Annotated in this window: 20 protein-coding genes; 13 read left to right on the top strand and 7 right to left on the bottom strand. The window is 40.7% G+C overall.

Annotation, left to right across the window (positions count from 1 at the left end; genetic code table 11):
- Positions 1-69 precede the first annotated feature (69 nt).
- The 7 genes from QNM18_RS16445 (at position 70) to QNM18_RS16415 (ending at position 7,141) form a co-directional block, all read left to right on the top strand.
- A complete protein-coding gene (locus QNM18_RS16445; RefSeq protein ID WP_284137825.1) occupies positions 70-1,083 on the top strand; it encodes a zinc-dependent alcohol dehydrogenase family protein in 1,014 nt (337 codons plus the stop codon).
- Between the two features lie 117 nt (positions 1,084-1,200).
- Positions 1,201-1,593, top strand: coding sequence for a hypothetical protein (locus QNM18_RS16440; protein ID WP_211008795.1), 393 nt, complete (start codon positions 1,201-1,203; stop codon positions 1,591-1,593).
- A 212-nt stretch (positions 1,594-1,805) separates the two neighbouring features.
- Positions 1,806-2,441 carry a TetR/AcrR family transcriptional regulator gene (locus QNM18_RS16435; RefSeq protein WP_284137824.1) on the top strand — a complete coding sequence of 212 codons (636 nt, stop codon included), beginning with the start codon at positions 1,806-1,808 and terminating at the stop codon, positions 2,439-2,441.
- A 249-nt stretch (positions 2,442-2,690) separates the two neighbouring features.
- Positions 2,691-3,143 carry a hypothetical protein gene (locus tag QNM18_RS16430; RefSeq protein ID WP_023399132.1) on the top strand — a complete coding sequence of 151 codons (453 nt, stop codon included), beginning with the start codon at positions 2,691-2,693 and terminating at the stop codon, positions 3,141-3,143.
- A 397-nt stretch (positions 3,144-3,540) separates the two neighbouring features.
- Entirely contained in the window at positions 3,541-4,419 is an 879-nt protein-coding gene (locus QNM18_RS16425) for a substrate-binding periplasmic protein (RefSeq protein WP_284137823.1), read from the top strand.
- Positions 4,420-4,735: 316 nt separating this feature from the next.
- On the top strand, positions 4,736-6,052 hold the full coding sequence (locus QNM18_RS16420) for a sphingomyelin phosphodiesterase (protein WP_211008792.1): 1,317 nt from the start codon (positions 4,736-4,738) through the stop codon (positions 6,050-6,052).
- A 156-nt stretch (positions 6,053-6,208) separates the two neighbouring features.
- Positions 6,209-7,141, top strand: coding sequence for a hypothetical protein (locus QNM18_RS16415; protein ID WP_284137822.1), 933 nt, complete (start codon positions 6,209-6,211; stop codon positions 7,139-7,141).
- A gap of 545 nt (positions 7,142-7,686) precedes the next feature.
- Here the strand turns inward: QNM18_RS16415 and QNM18_RS16410 are convergent.
- The 3 genes from QNM18_RS16410 to QNM18_RS16400 are packed head-to-tail and all read right to left on the bottom strand — an operon-like array spanning position 7,687 to position 9,096.
- Positions 7,687-7,857, bottom strand: coding sequence for a hypothetical protein (locus QNM18_RS16410; RefSeq protein ID WP_284137821.1), 171 nt, complete (start codon positions 7,855-7,857; stop codon positions 7,687-7,689).
- The gene (locus QNM18_RS16405) at positions 7,854-8,831 is read right to left on the bottom strand and encodes a hypothetical protein (RefSeq protein WP_284137820.1); all 978 of its coding nucleotides are present in this window, start codon (positions 8,829-8,831) and stop codon (positions 7,854-7,856) included. The genes QNM18_RS16410 and QNM18_RS16405 overlap by 4 nt, the downstream gene beginning before the upstream one ends.
- Positions 8,824-9,096: a hypothetical protein gene (locus QNM18_RS16400; RefSeq protein WP_284137819.1), complete on the bottom strand. Its 273-nt coding sequence runs from the start codon at positions 9,094-9,096 to the stop codon at positions 8,824-8,826. Before QNM18_RS16400 ends, QNM18_RS16405 begins: the two co-directional genes overlap by 8 nt.
- Before the next feature lie 616 nt (positions 9,097-9,712).
- On the opposite strand from QNM18_RS16400, the gene QNM18_RS16395 reads away from it, so the two are divergent.
- The 4 genes from QNM18_RS16395 (at position 9,713) to QNM18_RS16380 (ending at position 13,992) form a co-directional block, all read left to right on the top strand.
- Positions 9,713-10,120 carry a hypothetical protein gene (locus QNM18_RS16395; RefSeq protein WP_284137818.1) on the top strand — a complete coding sequence of 136 codons (408 nt, stop codon included), beginning with the start codon at positions 9,713-9,715 and terminating at the stop codon, positions 10,118-10,120.
- 147 nt (positions 10,121-10,267) lie between these two features.
- Positions 10,268-12,109, top strand: a complete 1,842-nt coding sequence (locus QNM18_RS16390; protein ID WP_284137817.1) for a tetratricopeptide repeat protein — start codon at positions 10,268-10,270, stop codon at positions 12,107-12,109.
- Positions 12,110-12,113: 4 nt separating this feature from the next.
- Positions 12,114-12,323: a hypothetical protein gene (locus QNM18_RS16385; RefSeq protein WP_284137816.1), complete on the top strand. Its 210-nt coding sequence runs from the start codon at positions 12,114-12,116 to the stop codon at positions 12,321-12,323.
- A 499-nt stretch (positions 12,324-12,822) separates the two neighbouring features.
- Complete coding sequence (locus QNM18_RS16380) at positions 12,823-13,992, top strand: flavin monoamine oxidase family protein (protein ID WP_284137815.1); 1,170 nt, start codon at positions 12,823-12,825, stop codon at positions 13,990-13,992.
- Between the two features lie 338 nt (positions 13,993-14,330).
- Here QNM18_RS16380 and QNM18_RS16375 read toward each other — a convergent pair whose 3' ends face one another.
- The 4 genes from QNM18_RS16375 to QNM18_RS16360 all read right to left on the bottom strand — a co-directional run bounded on the left by QNM18_RS16375 (position 14,331) and on the right by QNM18_RS16360 (position 21,477).
- A complete protein-coding gene (locus tag QNM18_RS16375) occupies positions 14,331-15,122 on the bottom strand; it encodes a carbohydrate binding domain-containing protein (RefSeq protein ID WP_284137814.1) in 792 nt (263 codons plus the stop codon).
- 126 nt (positions 15,123-15,248) lie between these two features.
- Positions 15,249-16,409, bottom strand: a complete 1,161-nt coding sequence (locus QNM18_RS16370; protein ID WP_284137813.1) for a hypothetical protein — start codon at positions 16,407-16,409, stop codon at positions 15,249-15,251.
- A 673-nt stretch (positions 16,410-17,082) separates the two neighbouring features.
- Positions 17,083-18,267 carry an aromatic ring-hydroxylating oxygenase subunit alpha gene (locus tag QNM18_RS16365; RefSeq protein WP_284137812.1) on the bottom strand — a complete coding sequence of 395 codons (1,185 nt, stop codon included), beginning with the start codon at positions 18,265-18,267 and terminating at the stop codon, positions 17,083-17,085.
- A 78-nt stretch (positions 18,268-18,345) separates the two neighbouring features.
- A complete protein-coding gene (locus QNM18_RS16360) occupies positions 18,346-21,477 on the bottom strand; it encodes a YncE family protein (RefSeq protein WP_284137811.1) in 3,132 nt (1,043 codons plus the stop codon).
- A 125-nt stretch (positions 21,478-21,602) separates the two neighbouring features.
- Here QNM18_RS16360 and QNM18_RS16355 point away from each other — a divergent pair, with 125 nt between their 5' ends.
- Together QNM18_RS16355 and QNM18_RS16350 are read left to right on the top strand one after the other, a co-directional pair.
- Positions 21,603-22,187 (top strand): TetR/AcrR family transcriptional regulator, encoded by a 585-nt coding sequence (locus QNM18_RS16355; protein WP_284137810.1) that lies wholly within the window; start codon positions 21,603-21,605, stop codon positions 22,185-22,187.
- Positions 22,188-22,273: 86 nt separating this feature from the next.
- Positions 22,274-22,870 carry a hypothetical protein gene (locus tag QNM18_RS16350; protein WP_284137809.1) on the top strand — a complete coding sequence of 199 codons (597 nt, stop codon included), beginning with the start codon at positions 22,274-22,276 and terminating at the stop codon, positions 22,868-22,870.
- Position 22,871 lies beyond the last annotated feature (1 nt).

Genomic DNA, 22,871 nt, shown 5'->3' with positions numbered 1-22,871 from the left:
CCTACGTACAGGCCTGCCAATTCATAAACCACTTAAAGCAACAAAGCTAAATGTTTGGAGTACAAATAAATGCAGTCAATAAAGGTAAAAAGAGCAGGTGGATTGGAAAACATATATTTATCTAAAGACACAGAATCTTCAGCTCCTGTAAAAGGGGAGGTCAAAGTAAAGATATTGGCAAGCTCACTGAACTATCATGATTACTTGGTTGCAGACGGGCATCTACCACTCGAGCAAGAGCGAGTACTGCTTTCGGATGGTGCCGGAGTGGTTGTTGCAGTTGGCCAAGGAGTCACTGAATTTAAAGTGGGCGACCATGTCGTTTCAACATTCTTCCCTCAATGGCTTTCAGGAAGCCCGAGCCACGCAGTTGGAGATTTTGCTAAGACGCCGGGAGATGGCATAGATGGCATGGCTGCGGAGTATGTAACGAGGGACGCTTCTGCATTTACGGTCGCACCAAAGGGCTGGTCTCATCTGGAAGCTTCAACCATCACCACGGCAGGTTTAACTGCATGGCGCGCACTAGTGAGCGACGGCAACTTAAAAGCCGGTGAAACAATCGTTACTTTGGGAACTGGCGGTGTATCTTTAGCAGCGCTGCAAATCGGTAAAATGTTTGGCGCAAAGGTGATTGTAACTTCCTCCTCTGACGAAAAGCTGCAAAGTGCAAAAGCACTAGGCGCAGATCACATTATTAATTATAAAACCAACCCAGAATGGGCTAAAGATGTATTAGCTATCACAGATGGTAAGGGCGCAGAACACATAATTGAGGTAGGTGGACCGGGCACACTTGCCCAATCTGTTGAATCCGTTGCTGTTGGCGGAAATATCTACCTGATAGGCGTATTAACAGGCTTTGAAGGCAATCTGCCAACTGCACAATTGATGTTTAAACAGACACGACTACAAGGTCTGCTGGTGGGGAGTCGAAGCCAACAACAAGATTATGTAAAAGCACTCGAAGCAAATAATGTGAGACCTGTAATAGACAAAGTATTCGATTACGGCTCTCTTGCCGATGCATTTCGATATCAAGTATCAGGCTCACATTTTGGTAAAATTTGTGTTCAATGGTAACTAAATTAAACCAAGCTAACCGATAAACTAAGCGCCTTCTTTGCATTTTCACTAACACTGGCATAAGCTCCAAAATGAAGCTCATGTCAGTGTTTTGATATAACTCGGGAGGGCTGCATGCGTGAACATGGTAACTTTGAAATGTACATTAAAGGGCAAACCATTGTTGTTGACGCCATGGGTGCTTGGAATCTTGAGACCGCTTTGCGTTGGAGTGATGAGTATCAAAAAAATGTTCACCTACTAGCTGACAAACCATGGGCGTGTTTAGTCAACTTAACACAGTTTGAGCTATTGGTCCCAGAGGCTTGGGCACATATAAAACGCTATAGCCAGTGGAGTAACGAGCAAAATCAGCAGTACGAAGCTGTTGTTTGTGGCGCTTCATACCAGCAAGCCTTAGTTGAGTTGATCCACGAAGCAATGCCTAATGTCGATACACAAATCTTTCTAAATTTAGATGACGCTAAGTCTTGGCTAACGCAAAAGGGCATGTTTTACGAACAGTAGAATACATATAAGTTGTAAATTCATTTAAGTAAAAATCAAACTACAAACGGCATGGTTGCCATAACTCCCCATATAATTCTTCATCTTTGAACTGCTTTCAAGCGTGTTCGTTTTAAAATAGAGTGTTAATATACAAGGATTATTTAAAGTCAAAAATTAATGACAGCATGTTGCTTTTGGCATGTAATCTATACGATAACTAGGGGAAAGCTTTGACAAATCAATATAGCGACGACAGCGTTTTTAAATCTAAGTCGCAAAAAGGCTATAGAGCAAAAAAAGCACTGTTAGACTCAGGCATAGAACTTATTGCCGATCACGGAATTGATGGGTTTACTGTAGGCGAACTATGTAAAAAAGCCAACCTTAACCGCACCTCTTTTTATTCTTACTTTGAGTCTATTGAGCAATATATTGGCGAGCTAGCTACCCGAGAAAACAAAGCATTTGATGACGACTTTGAGCAGCAAACCGGGATCGCGTATGCTGAAATGACGCCGGGGTTGAAAAGGCTAGTGTTAGTGCTGACACAGTACTTCAAAAGAATCGAAAAAGACACAGTTTGGAATCGCTTTGTAGTCAATACCTTTTCTCAATACGCCCCTATCGCGGAAGTCATGTTTAACGATATGATGATTGATATTACGCAATGTATCGAAGATGGTGATTTACAATTAGCGCCTCAGCAAGCACACACATATTGTCAATTGATCTTTGCTGCATTTGGTGTCGGTCACCAGCATAAAACTCCTTACGGAGAGGTAAACAGTGCTCAGCTAGTAGACATGCTGCTCGACGCCGGGCAGGTAAAATGTAAGGAAAACGTATTGCACATCTATACACAATAAATATTGGCAAACGTCTTACTTCAACTCCCGCCATCAAACTGAATCAGAAGCAGGTTTATAAAGGGGCACTCGTATCCTATATGAGTCCCCAAAAAACTACTAGCGTAATTTCAATTGCCTATATCCACTTCAAAAATTGCTCGAAATAATTTAATAGTTTTATCTGTCCTTTTGCTAACCTTGTTGCTAAACATAAGGGTGTACTTCACGATTATTATCCATTATGACAACTAAATTAGGGGTAGGGATATGGCTCTTAAAGCGACCACAACCGCGCAAGATGCTTACATTGAGCTTTTTGAAAGACACCATAGTCAGTCTCATAACGAACTTATCGAAAAACTCAATGAGGTGGCAGTTAAGTTATATGCAATTCCAATGGATAATCACTACATTAGAGACGCAATACTGGTTGAAGTATCGAAAGCCTTAATGGAAACCAAAAAGTACTTTCGAACACTTGAGTCTAACAATCCACGAAACCCAGAAACCGAAGGCAAACTAGTAATGCTGTGGGGGTTAGCCGCAGCCCCATTAGGGTATATAGATCAGGATTTGGCAATATTATGTGCTTTGGAGGAAGAGAACTGGTTGCACCCAGACGGTTGGACTTGCGAGGAAATAATCGACTTTGGCGTCAAACTTGATTTGATCTCTCGTACATTTATGAGGTTGTCATTTCCAGTTTCTGTATGGCACTAACATTATCAATATCCGCTGAGTAACGAAAACAAGTTAAAAGGACCCAAAAAATGGGCGCTCTCAACATTTCGAAACAGCAAAGTTAAGCCCTGTTAGGTCATTCAAGGCGACGACTGCCAAAACTAAAGTTACTTTGGTTTGGATAAAGCCCGCATTGCGAATCGACGTTACTAGAAAAGTGCGAGCAAAAAGCTACATTGGCAAAGTCATTTTGCCAAGTACTCGGTGCGAACCAATAAGACACTCTTTTAATGCACAAAAATACCTTAACCCGGTAACCTAGCTGTCGCCTTTTAAATTGTAGATACATTAACTAAACTAAAGATTGGTATCTATCTTACGCCTTTGTAATTGAACGAAAGCTATTGCGGCTTTCCCTGAGAAAAGGAGTGGGAAAATGAGACTCGCCAAGAGATGGGTTTGGGCATGTATACTGCCTTTTTTTATGTCGATAAATGAATGTTTGGCTAATAAAGCCCGCATATACCTCGATGAGGAAGATGAACTTAAAGTATTTACTTCATTAACAGCACCTTCAAACATTGCAGGGGCAACAAATAAGTTGCTATTCGATGTCTTAGATAATGATTCAATAGAGTTCGCGCTATCCAGTTACAATAGAGCGCTGCGAGAGATGCAGTCCAATACCCAAGCGATATGCACCATTAATCGCATCAAAACTGCTGAGCGAGAAGCCTCTTTTTTATTTAGTTTGCCAGTAAACTTTTACGTTAGTCGGAGATTATATCAGCATGCATCGGCACGAAAGCTGGCAAATGCAGTGCTCAACCCAAATGGGGAAATACGCTCTTTGCAATCCTTATTCAAAGTATACAGCAGTAAGTTGATCGCGCTGTCTGACAATATGTCTTACGGCCCTTTTTTAGATGATCAATTAAAGCAAGTCGACAGCAGTAACAAAGTCATACGAAGTGGCAGTGAACAATACGAAACCATATACAGAATGTTCCGTTTACAACGAGTCGACTATCTACTGGGCTACCCGGCAGAGGTGTTTCGCCATGTTAAAAACGATGGGGCAAGCTATCGCTCGTATAAAATAGCCGGGACGCCGACTTTTATACTCGGCCACGTCATGTGTAACAAAACATCTAACAGTCAGGCGCTAATAAAAGCCATTAATAAAGCTATGCGCAAAATATACAAGACACAGTCTTTTGTCGCCGCACATTTGAATTTTTTGCCACCGAGCGAACACAAAATTACGCAATCAATCATTGAAAAGTACAAATATGAACTAGACGAAAAGCAGTAAAACTAAAAATTGTAACTTTTGCCCAAAACAGGCTGTCTTCGACCCCTCATAAGGCTCACTTTAGAGACCTAAAACGTTTTCAACGTCCCAATAAAACACCATGAAAGTACAAGCACTAAGTTCTAAAGTTAGTTAAACTTATCAACGCCTGAAAAATAATTCAAATAAATCATAGCTATAACAAGTAAACTCAACATACCGATAAATTTTAATCCCAAATACAACCTGGTCTATACCAATTCACAGAAAAGACATGATATTGAAATATTGTTTGTGAATAATTCTTCGCAACTTTAATCACTAAAAAGAAAAATATATGAAATTTCAATTATTAGGTCTTGTAGCAGCACTGGTTTCCACGTCGGTACTTGCCGACAGTGACATCTATGTAACGAACAATAGCGACCAAGTTTTAAATATCTCTGTAGAACATACCGGCTCCGATCTAATGGAATATGGAGATGAATGGTCTCAACACACAACGCAGTTAAAGCCTTATGAAACCCGTATGGTTTTAAGCTTTAATCGCTATTATGGCGCCAAGTCTGGTCACAACTACCAATTTAAAACAAAGGTGACAACGCAGTCAGGCGAGGTTATTAACTTGCAACAAAATATGAAGGGCACTTGGTACGGCTCCACGATCACGCACAGTGCACATGGACAAGATTTTAGTTCAGGCAATTTTAGCGATAGAAACATCCACAGATATCAGTCAAACGTTGGCGTATCATCATTACCGGCAGAAGTCGCTTTTAAGGCCAAAGCAACGGCCAGATATGACGACTTTTATTATTCCATTACGCCGTCACACCAAGACGAAGCTGCCAACCCAGCGCCAGAGGCGCTTAAAGTCATGACATACAATATTTGGGCGCTCCCTGTGATTGCATCCCATATTTCCGATCGTATGACATTAATCCCTGAATATTTAAAAGGGTACGATGCATTGCTACTGCAAGAAGTCTTTCATTCACAACGAGAGTCTTTCCTGCGCGAAATTGCCACTGAGTACCCATACCAAACCAAAATGTTAGATAAATCAGGCGTCAATATATACGATGGTGGCGTGATCATTGTTAGCCGTTATCCAATCGTCAACCAAGCGCAATATGTTTTTCCTGACTGCTCTAGTACAGATTGTTTTGCTGATAAAGGCGTTAATTACGCAGAAATCATAAAAGACGGAGAAGCGTACCATCTGTTTGCAACACATACTGCATCTAGCGATACAGATACGGCGCGTCAACACAGACAATTACAGTTTAAACAAATACGTAGTTTAGCAACGAGTTTAAACATACCAAGCAATGAAACTGTTGTTTATGGGGGCGACTTTAACGTCAATAAACTTAAGTTCCCTGGAGACTATACCAATATGCTGGCAAATTTAGCGGCATCCGCTCCTCAATACACCGGCTATACCAGCTCGACTTTTGACCCTCGTGTAAATTCATTCGCCAAAAAAGCGGGCGATACGGTTGAATATCTCGATTACATTGTTGTAAGTGATGAATACAAAGCAACTCAAAGCAATGTGAATGAAGTCAAAGTACCTCGCAGCACTGCTCAGAGTATTTGGGAGCATTGGGATCTGTCTGATCACTTCCCAGTAAAAGCAGTGATCAAGTAATTCAATTTAATGGAGCAAGCTTATTTAAAAGCTTGCTCCAATGTCCTTGAAACGAAACGGCCAAACCCTAACCGTTAATCGCTGTATATTTCGTAAAATGACATATGCACTTAACCATTCGAATGAGAAGCCGAGATTTTTAACCAAGGTGACACAATGAACAAAACAACCATTTTCTTGAGTCTTGCCATCCTTGCAGCTGTCACTGGCGCTGTTTATCAGAGCGAAGAGCCTGTGACAGCAGAGCCCAAAGCCAACATACAAGCGACTCAAAATACTCCATATCAAGAGCACAACCCACTACCTGAAACGCCGAAACAATTGCCACTTGAACATAGCGAAAATAGAAGAGGGGAGCTGCTCAATAAACTAGCCCAGACTAATTTAAATGAGTTGAAACCACTGATAGAGTCATTTTGGCAGCACTGCTTGCGACAATCACAATGTGACGCACTACTTGCGGAACTGCATGCTCACGCAAGCACACATAGATATCAATTGATTGCTGATTACCCAGCCAAAAAACAAGAATTTGAGCAATTGACCGCCAGTGAAGACTTTAATACCACCACAGTTGAAAAGGTCAGCAGGATCAAGCGTATCTACACTCAAGTTTGGGGAGATCTCGCCACAGATCTATTTCATGAAGAATTTGCTTTTTATGACACCAGAGCAACGCTTGCCGAATTTACCGACTTAAGCCAAGAAATGACACCCGATGACTTTATTGAGCAACTGGATATTTTAAGCCAACAAGGTAAAGTCTCATCGGATGCGCAGGCGCAATATAGCATCGCAATTGAGATTTTAGGCACGAATATGACACCAAATGAACTATCACATCTACGAAGTCAGCTTGCTCGGCGTTACTTTGACCATGAGCAAGCCCAAGCCATTTTAGTTCGCCAACAGCAAATCCTTCACCAACAAGAGACCGTGCTCAGCTACCAACAAGCACTCAGCGAAAAGAAAGCACAGTTACACATGCTCAAAGGATCCGAATATGCGCACTTATCAGCGCAGCAGTGGCAAACCCATTATGAAAACGAGGTAAAGTCATTTAGAAAAGCGTTTTTCCAAAGTAATTGAATGACAAGCATATAAGTTACTGCTGGTGGAGTGGTAATTTCGGCAATATAGTTAACACCAATAAACAGCTCCACCAAAGCCACCTAGCTAACGTGAGATAAAGACAGGTATTGTTGATATGTAAACAAAACTGCTGGAAGATTAAGGCTAGGAAGATGCTTAAAGCTTGATAATGATAAGTTATTAGTGTTAATGCAAAGCTAGTTACACAAAAACCTAATCAATACACTATTTATCAAAATTATACAATTTGCCTCCCAGTACATTTTTGTTGGACCCGCTAAATATAAAGAGTCCTTCAAGGGTACCAAACAATCTCTGTATCAGAGTACATGAGCACTCCTCACGTAAATACATACATGCAGGCAATGTGTTTTGGATGATGTTTGAGAAACTAGAGAATTACAACCAACAAGTAGTATAGGAAATGGTGATTAATTGAGTAAGTGTGATTGCCCAGTGATACTGACGGTATAAGTTGTAGTACCTAGTGATTTTGACGTGCCCACACTACTACAAATTAACTTACTGAGTTTTAGTTTTAATCAACTTCTCCGCTTTCGCGTATACCTTAATTCACAGATACAAGGGTTATCTGATTTCTTAGTACAACTTAACACTTCATAACGACCTCCCGAAGTAATTTCATCAGTACGCTGTCTACAGCGTTCACAGGGCACGTTTTCAGTATGTACTTTATTTGCTTTATCGGTCATTGCGCTTCCTCGTCTGCAAGCTTGCATATATGCAAGCTGTGTTTTTCTAAGAGTAGGGAGTGTTCGCTCGAGGTTATAACCTTACCAACTTTGAGTTCATCAATGTATATTGCAATAAGTTCAAGAAGGTTTTCCGCTTTTGTGGCCCCAGCATAATCATTTAACTCCACCCCTACCGCGTCAGCATCCTTAAAGAGTCCAGCTACAGCAGCTGAATCCACAATGCTTTTCCAGTTAGCTACACTAGTCATTCTTAACGCACATGACGACAACTTAGACAAAGAGTCCGACTGACGTCTGTTTTCATCGTCATATTGCTCTAATGCTGATTTTGCTCGTTTTCTAAATGCTTTCTGCACAATATCCTGAGATGCCATTTTCTTAGCTGCTACACCTGTAGCAAAGTACTGTCCATGCGTAAACTCGCCCCCATCTGATTTAGATATCGACGTGTCGATACTCGCTAGCACGGAAGAATATACTTCCTCACCATCAGAATTTTTCCTAAGTGGAATATAAGAGGCCTCTTTTCTTCTGTAGCCAAGTAAAAATGTTGGATTCGTATTTTGCACTCCAAACTTGAACCCTAAGCTTGTACTGGTACCAAAGAACAGAGTTTTTTTATCATCTTTTCCATTAGTTTTATGTTTGTCTTGCTCAACCGGTGTATATTTAGGGGCACCGTCGTCAACTACTAAATTTGCAGCTTCTCCAGTAGCATAAACCTGCTTTATTTTAGGGCTAATAATCTTACCGTCTGAGCTAAAAGATCCCACAACAGAAGGGACGCTTCCATTTTCATAATTTGGGCCTATAAAACCTTCTGTACGATCGTATGCAAGTGAGACTTCTGATGGCGTAGAATCTACATCAATCACACTAATTGATGTTTTGGTAACAAATACAGCTTTATCAACAGATGAGCACCCGGCTATTACTGCACAAAAAACCATGGCAATTACAATTTTATTCATTCTTCACTCCCTCGTTGATGAGGCATTGCATCGTATTTGTGTCCAATGCGTTTAGTAGTAAGACATTATCTTTAAGATAAGTGTTAGATTCCTTTCCGTAGCCAATTGTTACTGACGATTGTTCAGATGAGTTAAAAAACATAACTCCAAAGCTTGTAACATCTACGGTCTCTCCGCCAATCAAAAAACGGTCTTCAATGGACTTGGTTTTGATGTTGACAAAACCAATGATATTTTTGTCACCATTTTCATCAACGTATGTCACTGCGCAACCAGTGAGGAGGAAAAGTAGAAGTAAACATAAACAATAGTTACATTTGACAGTTCTCATCTTTAATATATTGACCCCCATATATCACTGAGCTTCGTTTCTGCACCTAGCGGGTTGATTATTATTCAAACATAATATAATTTATAAATCTAGCTTTCATTCATAAAAATTGAAGAGAATCAAAGTAGTTACTAGAGTAGAACCGCTGTTTCCTATTAGTAATGATACAAGAACTCTAATTAAACATGTCTCATGTTCAGTGAAGAGGACATAGGAGTTTGATTAAATATTGGAACATAATTTACACTGGCTCCTCCGTTGTACGGCACTCATGATATTACCCTCAACAATAGAGCTGTTAGGCTTCTTTTAATATTCACAAAAGACCTATATCAATGGAATTTACACCAGAGCTATTATGTAATATAACTTCCTTCTAACGCGCCTTTTGAATTTGGATGAAAATACATTTTTTTATACACCCCAAAGTGAGTTCAAACCTTTCCTCGGTTACCATTTCATATCTGCATTAAACCTTTCATGTTTACATTGCTTTTAGTATCCAGTTAAGTAGAGTTGTATTGTGAAGCAATACAAGGATATAACGTTGATGAACTCTCTGATTAAAAAATCCAATGACATAATACAGACTGTGCAAACCGATGGCTCAACTGTGGTTCAAATTGCTGGAAACAATTCAGGTGATGTTGTCATTAATGACCCGATAGCAGTGAAAGCATTCGACGCTTTAAAAGCTGAATTAGATAAAAGGCACATCGAGGTTTCTGAATACAAGCAGCAGCTTCAAACCTATCTAGACATCATCTCTAATTTAAGCCAAAGCAAACAAAATAACGAATTACCAGCTAACGATGTTGATGCTGCATTGCAAGCAATTATAGATAGTGGCGACGTCGATAAAGCACAAGCGCTACTGTCAAAGCTGATTGATGATAACGAAGACACCATTCTCAAACAGGCCGAGTATTATTGCAACGCGCGTTTCGAATTTGGATAAAAATACGTTTGCTTTTAGACATCCCAAAGTGAGTCGAAACCTATCCTCAGTTACCATTTCATATATGCATTAAATCTTTAATGTTTGCATTGATTTTAGTATCCAGTTAAGTAGAGTTGTATTGTGAAGCGATACAAGGATATAACGTTGATAGCATCTCTGTTCAAAAAATTAAGCGGCGTATTCCAAACAGCACGCACTGATAACTCAACTGTGGTTCAAATTGCTGGAAATAATTCAGGTGATATTGTCATCAATGATCCGATAGCAGTGAAAGCGTTCGAAGCTTTAAAAGCTGAATTAGATAAAAAACAAATTGAAATTGCTGAATACAAGCAGCTGCTTAAAACTTATCTAGAAATCATATTTAATTTAAGTCAAAGCAAACAAAATAACGAATTGCCCGCCGAAGATGTAGATGCCGCATTACAAGCAATCATAGATAGTGGTGATGTTGATGAAGCACGAGCGCTACTGTCACAGCTGATCGATGAAAACGAAGACATCATTCTCAAACAGGCAGAATATTATTATCAGCGCGGTTCGTTATCTTATCTTCACGAGTCTACACAAACACTTAAGGATTTTGTCAGGGCGACGCAATTAAACCATGAGCATATAAATGCTTGGACTAGGGCTGGCCATATGTATAGGCGAACTGGTGAATTAGGCGGTGCATTACAAGCTTATCAACATGTTTTAAGCTTGGCTGAAAAGACCGGTGATGATGAAGGTAAAGCCGTATCATATGGTAATATGGGAATTGTTTACCAAATAAAAGGCGAGCTAGATAAGGCGCTTGAATATTACCAAAAGAGCCTGGAAATTAATGAGTCTCTAGGTCGTAGAGAAGGCATGGCCAGTGATTATGGTAATATGGGGATCGTTTACAAAACACAAGGTGAGCTAGATAAGGCGCTTGAATATTACCAAAAGAGCCTGGAAATTGATGAGTCTCTAGGTCGTAGAGAAGGCATGGCCAGTCACTATGGTAATATAGGGAATGTATACCAAATACAAGGCAACCTAGATAAGGCACTTGAATATCACCAAAAGAGCCTGGAAATTAATGAGTCTCTAGGTCGTAGAGAAGGGATGGCCCGTGATTATGGTAATATGGGGGTCGTTTACAAAACACAAGGTGAGCTAGATAAGGCACTTGAATATTACCAAAAGAGCCTAGAAATTAATAAATTTCTAGGCAGTAAAGAAGGCATGGCTATTAGTTATGGCAATATGGGGAGTGTTTACAAAGCACAAGGCGAGCTGGATAAGGCACTTGAATATTACCAAAAGAGCCTTGAAATCAATGAATCCCTAGGTCGCAAAGAAGGCTTCGCGCGCCAGTATTGTAATATGGGGAGTGTTTACCATATACAAGGCGAGCTGGATAAGGCACTTGAATATTACCAAAAGAGCCTTGAAATCGAAGAATCTCTAGGTCGCAAAGAAGGCATGGTTGATAATTATGGCAATATGGGGATTGTTTACCAAACACAAGGCAAGTTGGATAAGGCTCTTGAATATTATCAAAAAAGCCTTGAGATCAATGAAGATCTAGGTCGTAATGAAGGCATGGCAAACCATTATGGGAATATAGGGAACCTATACCAAATACAAGGCGAGCTAGATAAGGCGCTTGAGTACTATAAAAAGAGCCTTGAAATCAATGAAACTCTAGGTCGTAAAGAAGGTATGGCCACTCAGTATGGCAATATGGGACTTTTCTACAAAAATAAAGGTGAGCTAAATAAGGCGCTTGAGTACTATAAAAAGAGCCATGAAATCAATGAATCTCTAGGTAACAAACAAGGCATGGCAAATCAGTATGCCAATATGGGCGTATTATCTGAACTACAGGACGACCTCAATCAAGCAAAAGCGCATTGGGAAAAGGCCTTGGTATTGTACGAGCAAGTGGGCGCAAAACTAGAAATAGCGGAAGTGTCTAGCTGGCTTGAAGAATTAGAGAATACAAAGAAGTCATAATTTTATGATGGAATGGTTTACCTCACTTGGTACAGGAGAGCAAATTAGTGCCTTGACGCTGTTGGTGAGCATTATCGGGGTACTTGTCGCTATATTCAAAAAGTCAGGGCGCAGTGAGCCGCAAGAATCCGTTAACCAGAGCATATCTGGTAGTGATATTAATAACGCCGTACAAATAGGCGGGGATAACAAAGGTGAGCTGCCGAAAAAGTAGCAGCCACCATTTTATGTTAAATAAAACTTTTTTTACCTTATCCAGCCTAATACTCAACTAATTTAGCCGTTCCGTACTGAACGATATCATTATCCATTGATTTGAAGTTTTGATAGTCGACGGTTGGAATGCGTCTGCTGTCAGAGCAGGTCTGAGTCATCATTCTGCATTTCTGTATATGCAAAACTAATTGGTTCTAACCCATCGAGATTAGACAAATACATAATTGACTTTAAGACTTTATCTCCCGCTTGACCTGTATGCTAAGCCTTAGTGTGTTTGACTTGATTTACGAACTTTTTAGTATCTGGTTTGATATAAAAGCCAGCCTCTGAAATAAAATACTTCAAAAGGAATACAGATGCATAGAGGCGCAACTGTAAAGGTAAATTCATTAGTAAAAATTACCATCAAACTAACCTTGAGTTTATGTTTCCCGCGTCTTAACCTATACAATATTCGATAGTGGAAGAGCAAACTTGCATAAACAATACAATAAATGAATAGAAGAAAATTTATAAAAGTTTGTCGTGCGCTAGGTATCATCATACCACTGCAGCCATTTCTGAATGCCTGCACAAATAAGCAGATTTTTCAAAATGATAGCACTAAGCCAGTGATTATTATTGGTGCTGGTGCTGCTGGGCTAGTTGCAGGTTACTTGCTGAAGCAGCAGGGGATTTGCATCAAAATTTTAGAGGCGTCTTCAAATTATGGAGGACGCATGAAGCGCACAAGCGACTTTTCAAATTTTCCAATTCCTTTGGGCGCCGAATGGATACATGCAGAGCCAAAAATACTAGACGAAATTGTTAATGATGACTCAGTAGATGTTGATATAGATACGCTAATGTATGATCCCGAAAATGATTATGCATTATACGAGGGTGAAAAGATCAGCATCAAAGAAATGGAAATGAGCGAAGACAGTAAGTTTGTGAACTCTACCTGGTTCGACTTCTTTGAACAATACATTGCACCATCTATTGAGAAACACATTGTATATAGCTCAAAAGTTAAAAGTATCGATTATTCAACTGATGAAGTCATAGTTGAAACACATGATAGCACCCATTATGCGTCCCGAGTTATCGTAACAGCGCCGATAAAAATTCTTCAACAAAGAGAGATTAATTTTACACCTGAACTACCCAAGCTTAAACAAGATGCAATCGATAAAGTTAAAGTTTGGGGTGGGTTTAAAGCATTTATTGAGTTTTCAGATAAGTTTTATCCTGCGCTGATTGGCTTCAATGTCAATCCACCTGAACATGGAGAGAAGCTCTATTATGATGCAGCTTATGGTCAGAACACGACACATCATATACTAGGATTATTTGCAGTTGGTGCAGCCTCAATTCCTTATGTTGATTTACAAGAAGACGAGATAATTAAATACATATTAGATGAACTTGATGCGCTGTTTGATGGCAAGGCATCAACATATTACGTCAAGCATATAATCCAGAATTGGAATACTGAACCGCACATATTTGGCGCTTACGTACGTAACAATGAAGATTGGAGACAAATAAAAAAGCTTGGTGAAAGCACTAATGAACGTTTGTTTTTTGCTGGTGATGCATACACTGATGGTCAAGACTGGGGTTCAGTTCATGCCGCTGTGTATTCAGCAAAACGTGCCGTTAAAGATATACTCAAATCATAATGTTATGGGTTACGAACCTCCCGTTAAGTCCGATACTGACTAGTATTGGACATAACAGAAGCATGGCGAACACAGCGCTACAAAAGCAGAGGTGTTATCTTTGATATATAGATAAAAACCCTATTTAACATAATATGAATTATGGGATATTTAACGTATAGAAGTCTTACTCACCACATCTACTAAAACCTAGCCTAAAAATTTGATTTACCATCAAGATATCATCTTTTATTTAAGTGCCCTATATTGGCTTTAGGTACTTGACGCACTTCAGAATATTTTTAGTTGTAGTCAGTTTATGGGTGGCTTGCCCCAATGAGCTCGCCACCTAGTGTAACTTAGTTTATTCTGAAAATTTCCAAGTCGTCAAAGTGTATCTCACTGTCAACTTGCCATTTTGTTGAATACAAATAGATCTGTAAATTATGGCCAGAAACATTTGGCACAGTAAACTCCATAGAGATCGGCGACCAATCTCTACTTGTTGTAATCACTTGGGCGACTGATTTTTTGCTCGTTGCGTCATAAATCATAACTCGACCATTGGCATCTCCCGAGAATACGCGCGCCATCGTATCGAGTCTATATGTTGCCCCAGGTTCATAATCGAAAACCTTTTGCGCCACTTGCCAGCCATAGCTCGGTCTGTTTTTTACTGCTAGACCTTGTGATCCACTAAACGCGCTATTAGGGCTTAAAAATACAGTCTCTGGATTTGACTGCCAATGTCTCCAACCTTCAGGCAATGCATTTTCAGCTACGTTATTAAATGGTTGATCGTAAACCCGATAACCTTTTACAAGTTGTGCAATTGCCCCCATATAATAACGCTGACCTACACCTTGGATTGCATTGAATACCTGCGTTAATTTGGCTTCAGAGTCGTGATAAATACTCGGTTTAAACTCTGCTAATTGCATCCACCACCTTAGAGAAGTAAAAGACTCGTCGCCGTAGCATTTGTTTACATGCTTACTAAAGTTGCCGCAGTGAGAAATCATAAAATCTGCTGTATTGGCAAAGTACGTCATGTCTTCTTTATTTAATCCAACCCCTGCATAGTAACTGCTAAAAGCCGCAGCAACATCTAAGTTACCATGGCTTGTATCTTCAGTGCCTGTCCAGTTCAAGCCGTCATTTATTGTGTCTCTATCGCTCAGTATACTCCAGTAGCTCCATTCATACTTATTGGCTGTTGAACCAGATCCCGATTGGTATTGCCCGAGCTTTAAGCTACTTTTAAATGCTTTAATTAACTATTGCGCCATAAACTTATGATTAGGATCATGGCCTTCTATCTGTGCCAACTCTGCATACGTGCGTTGTAGTGCAAGGTATTGGTTATGTGGTAACGACTGACCAGGCTTTCTACTAGATGAGTCATCAGCGAATAAATAAACTAAATTTCCACTTAGCGTACCGTGTAAATCTTTTTGCCATTTAGGGAAAATTTGCGTCACTAAAAAATCGTAATATTCATCGGCAAATTGTGAAAAACGAGGTTCCAAGCGCCCTGTCCTTGCCAACTTTATAAATTTTGCCATTGGTGCTGTGATCATCCCATCGTGAACAAGGTACTCACGCCAAGACTTGACGCTTATATTATCAAAATGCACGGTACAATTTTTACGATAATCTGTAGTATAAAGTCTGACTTGAACGTCGTTTGTGGGGTTTTCAGGCGAGACAAAATCAGCAGTGTGATATAGGTATGATTGCGACTCGATAAACCTATCTAAAAGTACTTTTCTTTGGGTAAAGTCATAAACTTGCAGCCGGCCTTTTACGCCCGCATCACAATTCTCTATCTTCGCATGGAAATTAATTTGATACTTACTGTTTGGATCAAAGTGTTCATTGGGTTTGTGGGGGTTTCTTAAAGGTGTTTGAAGTACTTGCCAACGATTGGTTTGAGGAGCCGTTTTAATTGTAAAGGCTGCAGTACTTTTATCAACGTTATCCGCTTCAGTTGTGTTCCTGTATGCAGTTTCATCGGTTGATTGCCACCTGACCCAATTAGCAGGTAGAGAGCTGTCTTCTTGATCTGCGATTTCTGCATTAAAATTTTGAATGGCATCGATGGAATACTTCCATTCGCCCCACCCTTTGAACCCGTCAACTCCCATCCCTGTATCATCTTTTGCAAGCGCTATCGCCATATCTAGACGTAGCGTAAATGTATCTAGGTACTTAGGATCTTTTGTCCCCAAATACATTTCAATGAGTGCATCCAAATAATATGCTTCAGCCCACGCTAGGCTGCTCGAACGACTAAAACTATTTGGGTATTGTGCCTGATATTGAGCACTTATTAGGTCAAACTTATCGATCCACTCACCTCGAGCGTGTTCTGCATTTACATTACATGTACCGAGCAGCAAAATAGACAAGGAAGTCATTCTTATCACTTTATTCATAAATCATCCTTTTAAATTGAGTATAAATTAGGCAGTTATATTACCCTAATGTCATTATTTTAGAAGTAGCAAGACAGATACGTTTTGAACAAATTTTAATAATGTGCGAATTATATTTGGTGATTTAAATCTTCTTTGCAAGATATAAGACTTGGTATCTTTCACCAAATTTAGTATAAATTTCATTACACCTTAAAGCATATAATTGGTATTTGGTGGCTTAAACTCGTTGAAATTTTCTATATTGGGTAAATTTTGCAATGAAATAATAAAAGTACACATTTTGGGCACTGATTTAATCTGTTCCGTTTTATATGTATAGAGCGATCAATTAACAGCGTTTTTCTCAATTAATAAGCGAGCAAAAGCATGTAGCTCACCTGAAAATGTTGTTTTTTTGTAAACTTTAGAGTGCTAGTTACTTCATTGATGGGGGATATTTATGTCAGTGTTAAAAATGACCACGAATAACAAGTTTGATGATGTATTACGTTTTTAAAGGGCTAAACGCCTACTGTCGATACGCCCTGCCAATAAGTGCTCACCGGGCGCTGTTGACATAGAGTCTATACATATACAAAAGCATGACCGGACATAACATTATAACTCACGTCACCTTAGTGAAGGGGCACTTTACGTGCTCCCCACTAGGCGTTCTGCACTTTCAGACAAACTACTCCTCATTTCCGCTGTCACTTAAAAAAAGCTTAGCTTTTGGCGCTTCGTAAAAGTCGCATGTGGGCGTATTGAATAAGCTGTTTCCCAGAAATTGATGAAAGTCAGCAATTACTTTTTCCATTGAAACTAACTTTCCTCCTCGAGCAATAGTTGACCCCATTCCTTTTTGTACACGCTCACAAATATCTTTATCTTCAGCAAAAAACGCGTCTACAAACGCTTTTTCTGTTTTATCTTCGCTGCTCGTTTTAACATTTGAAATCCCAGCAGATCGAACAGTACACTGCTCACTGTCTAGCGGTAACACATGCACCCAAGATAGGCTCTCAGACGTTAAGATCCCAACAAAAGAAGGTGGAATTGATATCAGCACATAATTGTCGAACACTTTTGGGTAACTTCCTCTAAACCATTTAGCCAGTTTACTGGCGTTATCTTTCATCTCCCCGCCAGTCAAAGTCCACTCAAAGTGCCCTGCAATATCAAACGCTTGCTTAGTTGGTGTAACAGTCTCTAGTGTTTCCTTATGCACCTTAAACAAGTGGTAACTTTCCATGGCATTTTCCATCGCGAGCTTCCAGTTTGTATGCCATAGCTCCAGACTTTGTGAGCGGTAGCCATGCGTAAATGAAGGTAGGTTAAAATGATGCAAGTAGTCGTCAATTCCCTGAAGACGTTTGCTGAGCGGTTTATCAGGAGTTCCAAGGTGAATAAACAGCAATCCATGCCAACTTTCTAAATGAAATTGCAATAAGCAATGTGCCTTTTTATCAAGTTGCACTTTTCCTGTAAAGGGTGCGCCTTTAAACGTGCCTTCGTCTGAATAGGTCCATGCATGATAAGGACAAACGATGTTTTTATCGACACGACCATACCCTTCGTCTAGCAACAATGTGCCTCTGTGCCGGCAAAGATTTGAAAGCGCTCTAACCGCGCCGTCTTGGCTGCGGATCAAAACGATCGCTTCGCCTGCGAGTGTAAATGCAAAATAGTCCCCAGTTTGGCTTAGCTCTTGTTCGCTAACAATGAATACCCATTCGCTTTTAAATATATGCTCCATTTCAAGCGAATGTATATCTTGGTCTTTATATACCGCAAAAGGCAGCGAGTAGGCTTCCTCTATAGGCGCCTGTGCGATTTGTTCATACTCTGAAATAAGCTGCGTTTTGTATTTGCTCATAATTTTACCTGCTAGTCTACTTACCTGATCGTAAATGCTATTTGTCTCTCTTTAGCTTATTCGCCCCAAAAATACAGCCTAAATTGCATCACCGTTTAATATGCCGTCTAAGTCGTAGTCTAATGCAGCTTGCCAACCTTTACCGGGAACGGTGCAAGTAAAGGTTAAGCTATTGTCTGCTGTCGCCCCCAGATTCATCAATTGTGCCAAAGTCAGACGGCGTTCAAATGCGCGATCACTTCTGTAGTTTTGCTCTATTTGATCAAATAAGTAGCCCCGCTGCTCGTGATTGACGACGCCCAGTACAATCAAGTCGCATTCGGTGACCTTTCCACCCAACAGCTTGGAAACAAAAGGCGTACTTGCGCGTTGCTCGAGTAGTAAGATCCTCGATTTGACAACCTCAAGTGTATGTTCAGTCAATGTGATTTGTTGTCCAACAACCGGGGCCAAATCGTTATCAAATTCCATCATGTAATCGACTAACCCCTGTCGCGTTGTTTCGTCAGGAATGCCTATCTCACCAGCATTGAAATGACATCCATATCTTTCATCTGCGCCGTCTGGGCAACCTTGCTCACCATTATCGAATACCCCTCCTTTGAGAAAGTTTAGCAACTGATCCGTCGCACCATCATGTAAAAAGCCAAAACCTCTTATTTGGTCGCCTTGATGGTTTTTCGTGTGAGAAGGTAAAAACCCTTCACGGTCAGGCAAGCCAAACATACCAACACGCGTATACAGGTTTCTTAATTGGGGTACTTTTAATATTTGAATTTCTCCTCCGTGTGCGATCTCGCCGCGGCTGCCATAAAACCCTTTTTCATGATCAACACCATGGCACCCCTCGCAGTTTACTCCATCGGCATTATTGCCATTTAATGGCGTATCTTGCGCTGCGCCATCTGACCGCCTTGCGCCATGAAAAAACTGCTCGCCAATGTGCGCAGAGGAAGATAAAGCATTGTCTAAGCTTCTAATCGGATTGGGTGGTAAGGCTACTTTGAGCATAAAGTCAGCAAATTTATCCATGTCTTGCTCCAATTGTCTTACATCTGCGGTCTTTAAGTCTGCATCAACTGATTCAGGAAGCGCTATATCCAGACCCAACAAGCCTTCAAAAGCAACAATAAAGTTTTTAAAAGAAATACGTTCATCCAAAGTCTGCGCAGTATCATCACCAAAATAGCCAACTGAACGGTCCCCGCGCCAATGCATATGCCCATGATGCTGCATCCCTCTTAATGTTTGTGTCCCCATAGGCCCTTTCATAGAAGCGAAGCTACGTTCATCACCATTGCCGTTAATAATTTCCAGAAGTTGACAACTTTCTTCTTCAGGACCAACTAACAAACAGCCTAGCTCTGACAAATTTTGAGTTGGGAAAGGTTGCGGATTCTTGATGTTACTTACATCGGGATTGCCCAAATTCCAACTTAAGTGGTCTGTATCCCCAAAGATATGGCAGCTTGCACAAGAAGACTCACCATTTGACGACGAACGATTAGCATCGTAGAGCATGGACCTGCCTGCCATATAATCCTTGGGCTCAGGTGTGGGCATTGCAATACGCTGCAACTCACTTCGATTTGATAAATTAATATGAACGAGGCTGTTATCGAAACGTGTAAATACATACAACGACTGATGCCGCTCATTGAGTAATATTCCTGCAGGCCCCCCTTGTACTGACAAATAACGTGCACTCGCCTCTTTAGGGTCGAACTCTTGGTCCTTATTGTCCCAATAGCTATCGTCGGTCAATTCAGATGTCGGCAATACAGCAACTTTATTTGAGCCTAACACAGCGCTGTAAAGCAGCTTTCCATCGCTGCTCACTTCAAGCTGTAGAGGGGCCGATAAGCTATGATGCTTTACCGACTTATTCCCTTTTAAATCGTTGTAATTAATGTGTCTGTTTAAGTGTCTAGCAAAAACATTACCAGTCGAAGGATCTATAACTGTAATACGGCTTTTTGCAATATTCCCTTGCACCGTAGATCCTGTGAACTTGCCTGAGCCTTCAAATCTAGTTGCATTGTTGGCGTCTGTATTGGATACAAACAATGCGCCGGTGGTCGGACTAACCGCAATATTAAATAGCGTTGTACCCACATGCTTGAAACTTGCTATTGTTCTATGGGTCTGTGTATCAAGCGCAAATACATCATGATCTGGCAGGTGAAAACGAACTCCATTTGAAAAGTTGCGCCCTTTGCTATCTTGCCATTGCCCTGATGCACGGTCATATTGCACAATCATACTCGTCCAAGGCTGATATTCGCCGTCTGCATTTACGCCCGGTGCAGTTCTCCCGCCTGGTAAGTATCCCTCTGGCAGCCCCTTAGGGGAACTCAACCCATCTAATACTTGGCAAGGTACTGCACCATATTGATCGTCTTCAAAGCCCAAACACATAACGGCTTCATGCACTGCTGTGGTTTGATTTCCAGAGTTTAGTACGGCGGCATATACTGTTTTCTCATCCTGAGATACGGCAAGCCCCCTCAGCGTGTCTCCAAACATAGACACAATTTCTAAAGGCGTTCCCCCTAGATTATCCCCCAAATTATAAATGTCGAAAATCCAGACGTCAGCGCGCCCTATACCGGGTGTGTACAGCTTTGGATCTCCTGCACCTTTTACCTTCGCTAGCGCGGGGCTTCGCCTTTGTTGGCCTCGATGTGCTGTGGTAATAAAAGCTTTATTGTTCGCAAAAACAATATCTCTTGGTTCGTCACCGACAAGCAGGGTTCGAATTACACGGGCTGGCGAAAGCGACAAGTCCACAATACTTACTGAATCAGATAGGTGATTTAAGACCCAAGCCTGATTATTTCTAATTGCAACAGACACTGGCTCTAATCCGACATGCACGCTTTGCGACAATAAGAGCGTCCCATCTTTTCCAATAGAAAAAATCTCTAGAGTATGGTTAGAAGTATTGGTCAGCAATAATTTTTTACCGTCAGAGGTTTTCGCCATGGGCCTCACTGGTGCAGACTCAAAACCAATGTAGTCCGACTTTGCACTTGGTGGCATTACTTTTACAGGAGGTTCTGGCATAGCAATAGGCTCTGGCATAACAATGGCCTCCGGTATATCAGATCCCTGAGGCTTTTCATTATTTGTTTCAGGATTGCTACCACAGCTAGCCAACAGCACCAAATATAAAACTCCAATGAGCTTCTTGGTTTTAACTTTATCCACTTTATCACCCGTATATTTTCACATTGACAATTTATAGATTAGATCGCACAACCTTAAATTGTCAATGTGAAAATATATTTGCTAAAATTATCCATATTCAAGCACTGTGATAGAAGAGGTTTAATATGGCTCGCCCAAGCATGGCAGCACAGAGAATTAAAGAGATTCTTGATGCCTTAGAGGTGTGTATCTTAAAACAAGGTATGCAAGCAACATCTTTAGAAAATATAGCGGAAACCGCCAACGTAAAAAGAACGATTTTGCGCCACTATATCGGAAATCGTGATGACATTATTTGCGCACTCAGCAAACGCTGGCGGGGTATCTACAGTGCTCAATGGCAGCAAGTTATAGACTGGCTACCCAATAATAGCCGTTCGGAAGCACTCATAGAAACGCTATTCTCAGTTGGATCTGCTGAGCAGCTCAACGCGACTATCATTGGCGAAGCCTTATTTGCAGAAGCCAAACGTCTTGATGCCATTAAAGACGACCAACAACACATAATGTCCGAGTTTATCCAGCACGTCTCGGATGCCTTAAAAGTGGACTACCCTAATGCTGGGGATGACAAGATCAACTTAGTAAGCAATGGTATATATGCTAATTATTTAATGGCCGAATCATTACTCCCGCTCAAGTTTAAAGAGCAAGTCCACACCTTAAAACATAGCTCCAAATTGTTATGCACGACACTTAACACCGAATAAACGAAGTTAATTTTCATATTGACAATTTAAATCTCTAACACTAGCCTATATATCAATCTAATGATCAAATGCTATGTGGAGTATCAATGAAGTTAATGAGTTCTTTCGCAATCTCGGGAGTGGTGGTTGTAAGTATTTGGGGGGTAGCTATGATGCAGTTCCCCCTAATGGCTGCAACTGAGCACAGCGACAAACCTGATGTACAGGTTGAAGCACCCAATCTCGCTACAAAACAACCCAGTCTACGCCCGAATACAACCGAGGCTGTGAAGGGTGTACGGATTAACACTATGAGTATCAGTGGCGTACAGCAAAAAATTGCAATCAAACATATCGCAAAGTTGTGGGAGACGTTTGAAAACCAACAAGCACTCAATAAAAATCTATTGCGATACCCAAGAAAAATCAGCGTCTATTACCAAAACTTCAGTCAAGATTTCCAACAGGCAGAAATATCAATTGGTTACCTATCAGACATCGTTCGCTCCGCAAATCAGTCAACGACCATTCAAGGTGGAAGGTATGAAAGGGTCTTACAAAAGGCAGCTCACTCAAACGAAGAACTCGCCGATGCATGGAAAAAAATAGATTACCGCAAAAATTTACAATCTGTGCTAGAGATCCACTACTTGGATGCCAGTGGACACCCCGTGTCTTCTGAATTCATGGTTAATTACAAATAGG

This window comes from Pseudoalteromonas obscura, assembly GCF_030135505.1.
In the GTDB taxonomy this organism is placed as follows: Bacteria; Pseudomonadota; Gammaproteobacteria; order Enterobacterales; family Alteromonadaceae; genus Pseudoalteromonas; species Pseudoalteromonas obscura.
The sequence above is the reverse complement of the archived record's forward strand: the minus strand, read 5'-3'. Positions and strand labels throughout refer to the sequence as shown.

Excerpts from the sequence above, each read along its gene's own strand:
- QNM18_RS16365 (WP_284137812.1), bottom strand. The coding sequence starts at position 18,267 with ATGAGCAAATACAAAACGCAGCTTATTTCAGAGTATGAACAAATCGCA.
- QNM18_RS16430 (WP_023399132.1), top strand. The coding sequence starts at position 2,691 with ATGGCTCTTAAAGCGACCACAACCGCGCAAGATGCTTACATTGAGCTT.
- QNM18_RS16385 (WP_284137816.1), top strand. The coding sequence starts at position 12,114 with ATGATGGAATGGTTTACCTCACTTGGTACAGGAGAGCAAATTAGTGCC.
- QNM18_RS16440 (WP_211008795.1), top strand. The coding sequence starts at position 1,201 with ATGCGTGAACATGGTAACTTTGAAATGTACATTAAAGGGCAAACCATT.
- QNM18_RS16370 (WP_284137813.1), bottom strand. The coding sequence starts at position 16,409 with ATGAATAAAGTGATAAGAATGACTTCCTTGTCTATTTTGCTGCTCGGT.
- QNM18_RS16395 (WP_284137818.1), top strand. The coding sequence starts at position 9,713 with ATGAACTCTCTGATTAAAAAATCCAATGACATAATACAGACTGTGCAA.
- QNM18_RS16350 (WP_284137809.1), top strand. The coding sequence starts at position 22,274 with ATGAAGTTAATGAGTTCTTTCGCAATCTCGGGAGTGGTGGTTGTAAGT.
- QNM18_RS16355 (WP_284137810.1), top strand. The coding sequence starts at position 21,603 with ATGGCTCGCCCAAGCATGGCAGCACAGAGAATTAAAGAGATTCTTGAT.
- QNM18_RS16405 (WP_284137820.1), bottom strand. The coding sequence starts at position 8,831 with ATGAATAAAATTGTAATTGCCATGGTTTTTTGTGCAGTAATAGCCGGG.
- QNM18_RS16425 (WP_284137823.1), top strand. The coding sequence starts at position 3,541 with ATGAGACTCGCCAAGAGATGGGTTTGGGCATGTATACTGCCTTTTTTT.
- QNM18_RS16420 (WP_211008792.1), top strand. The coding sequence starts at position 4,736 with ATGAAATTTCAATTATTAGGTCTTGTAGCAGCACTGGTTTCCACGTCG.
- QNM18_RS16380 (WP_284137815.1), top strand. The coding sequence starts at position 12,823 with ATGAATAGAAGAAAATTTATAAAAGTTTGTCGTGCGCTAGGTATCATC.
- QNM18_RS16410 (WP_284137821.1), bottom strand. The coding sequence starts at position 7,857 with ATGACCGATAAAGCAAATAAAGTACATACTGAAAACGTGCCCTGTGAA.
- QNM18_RS16415 (WP_284137822.1), top strand. The coding sequence starts at position 6,209 with ATGAACAAAACAACCATTTTCTTGAGTCTTGCCATCCTTGCAGCTGTC.
- QNM18_RS16445 (WP_284137825.1), top strand. The coding sequence starts at position 70 with ATGCAGTCAATAAAGGTAAAAAGAGCAGGTGGATTGGAAAACATATAT.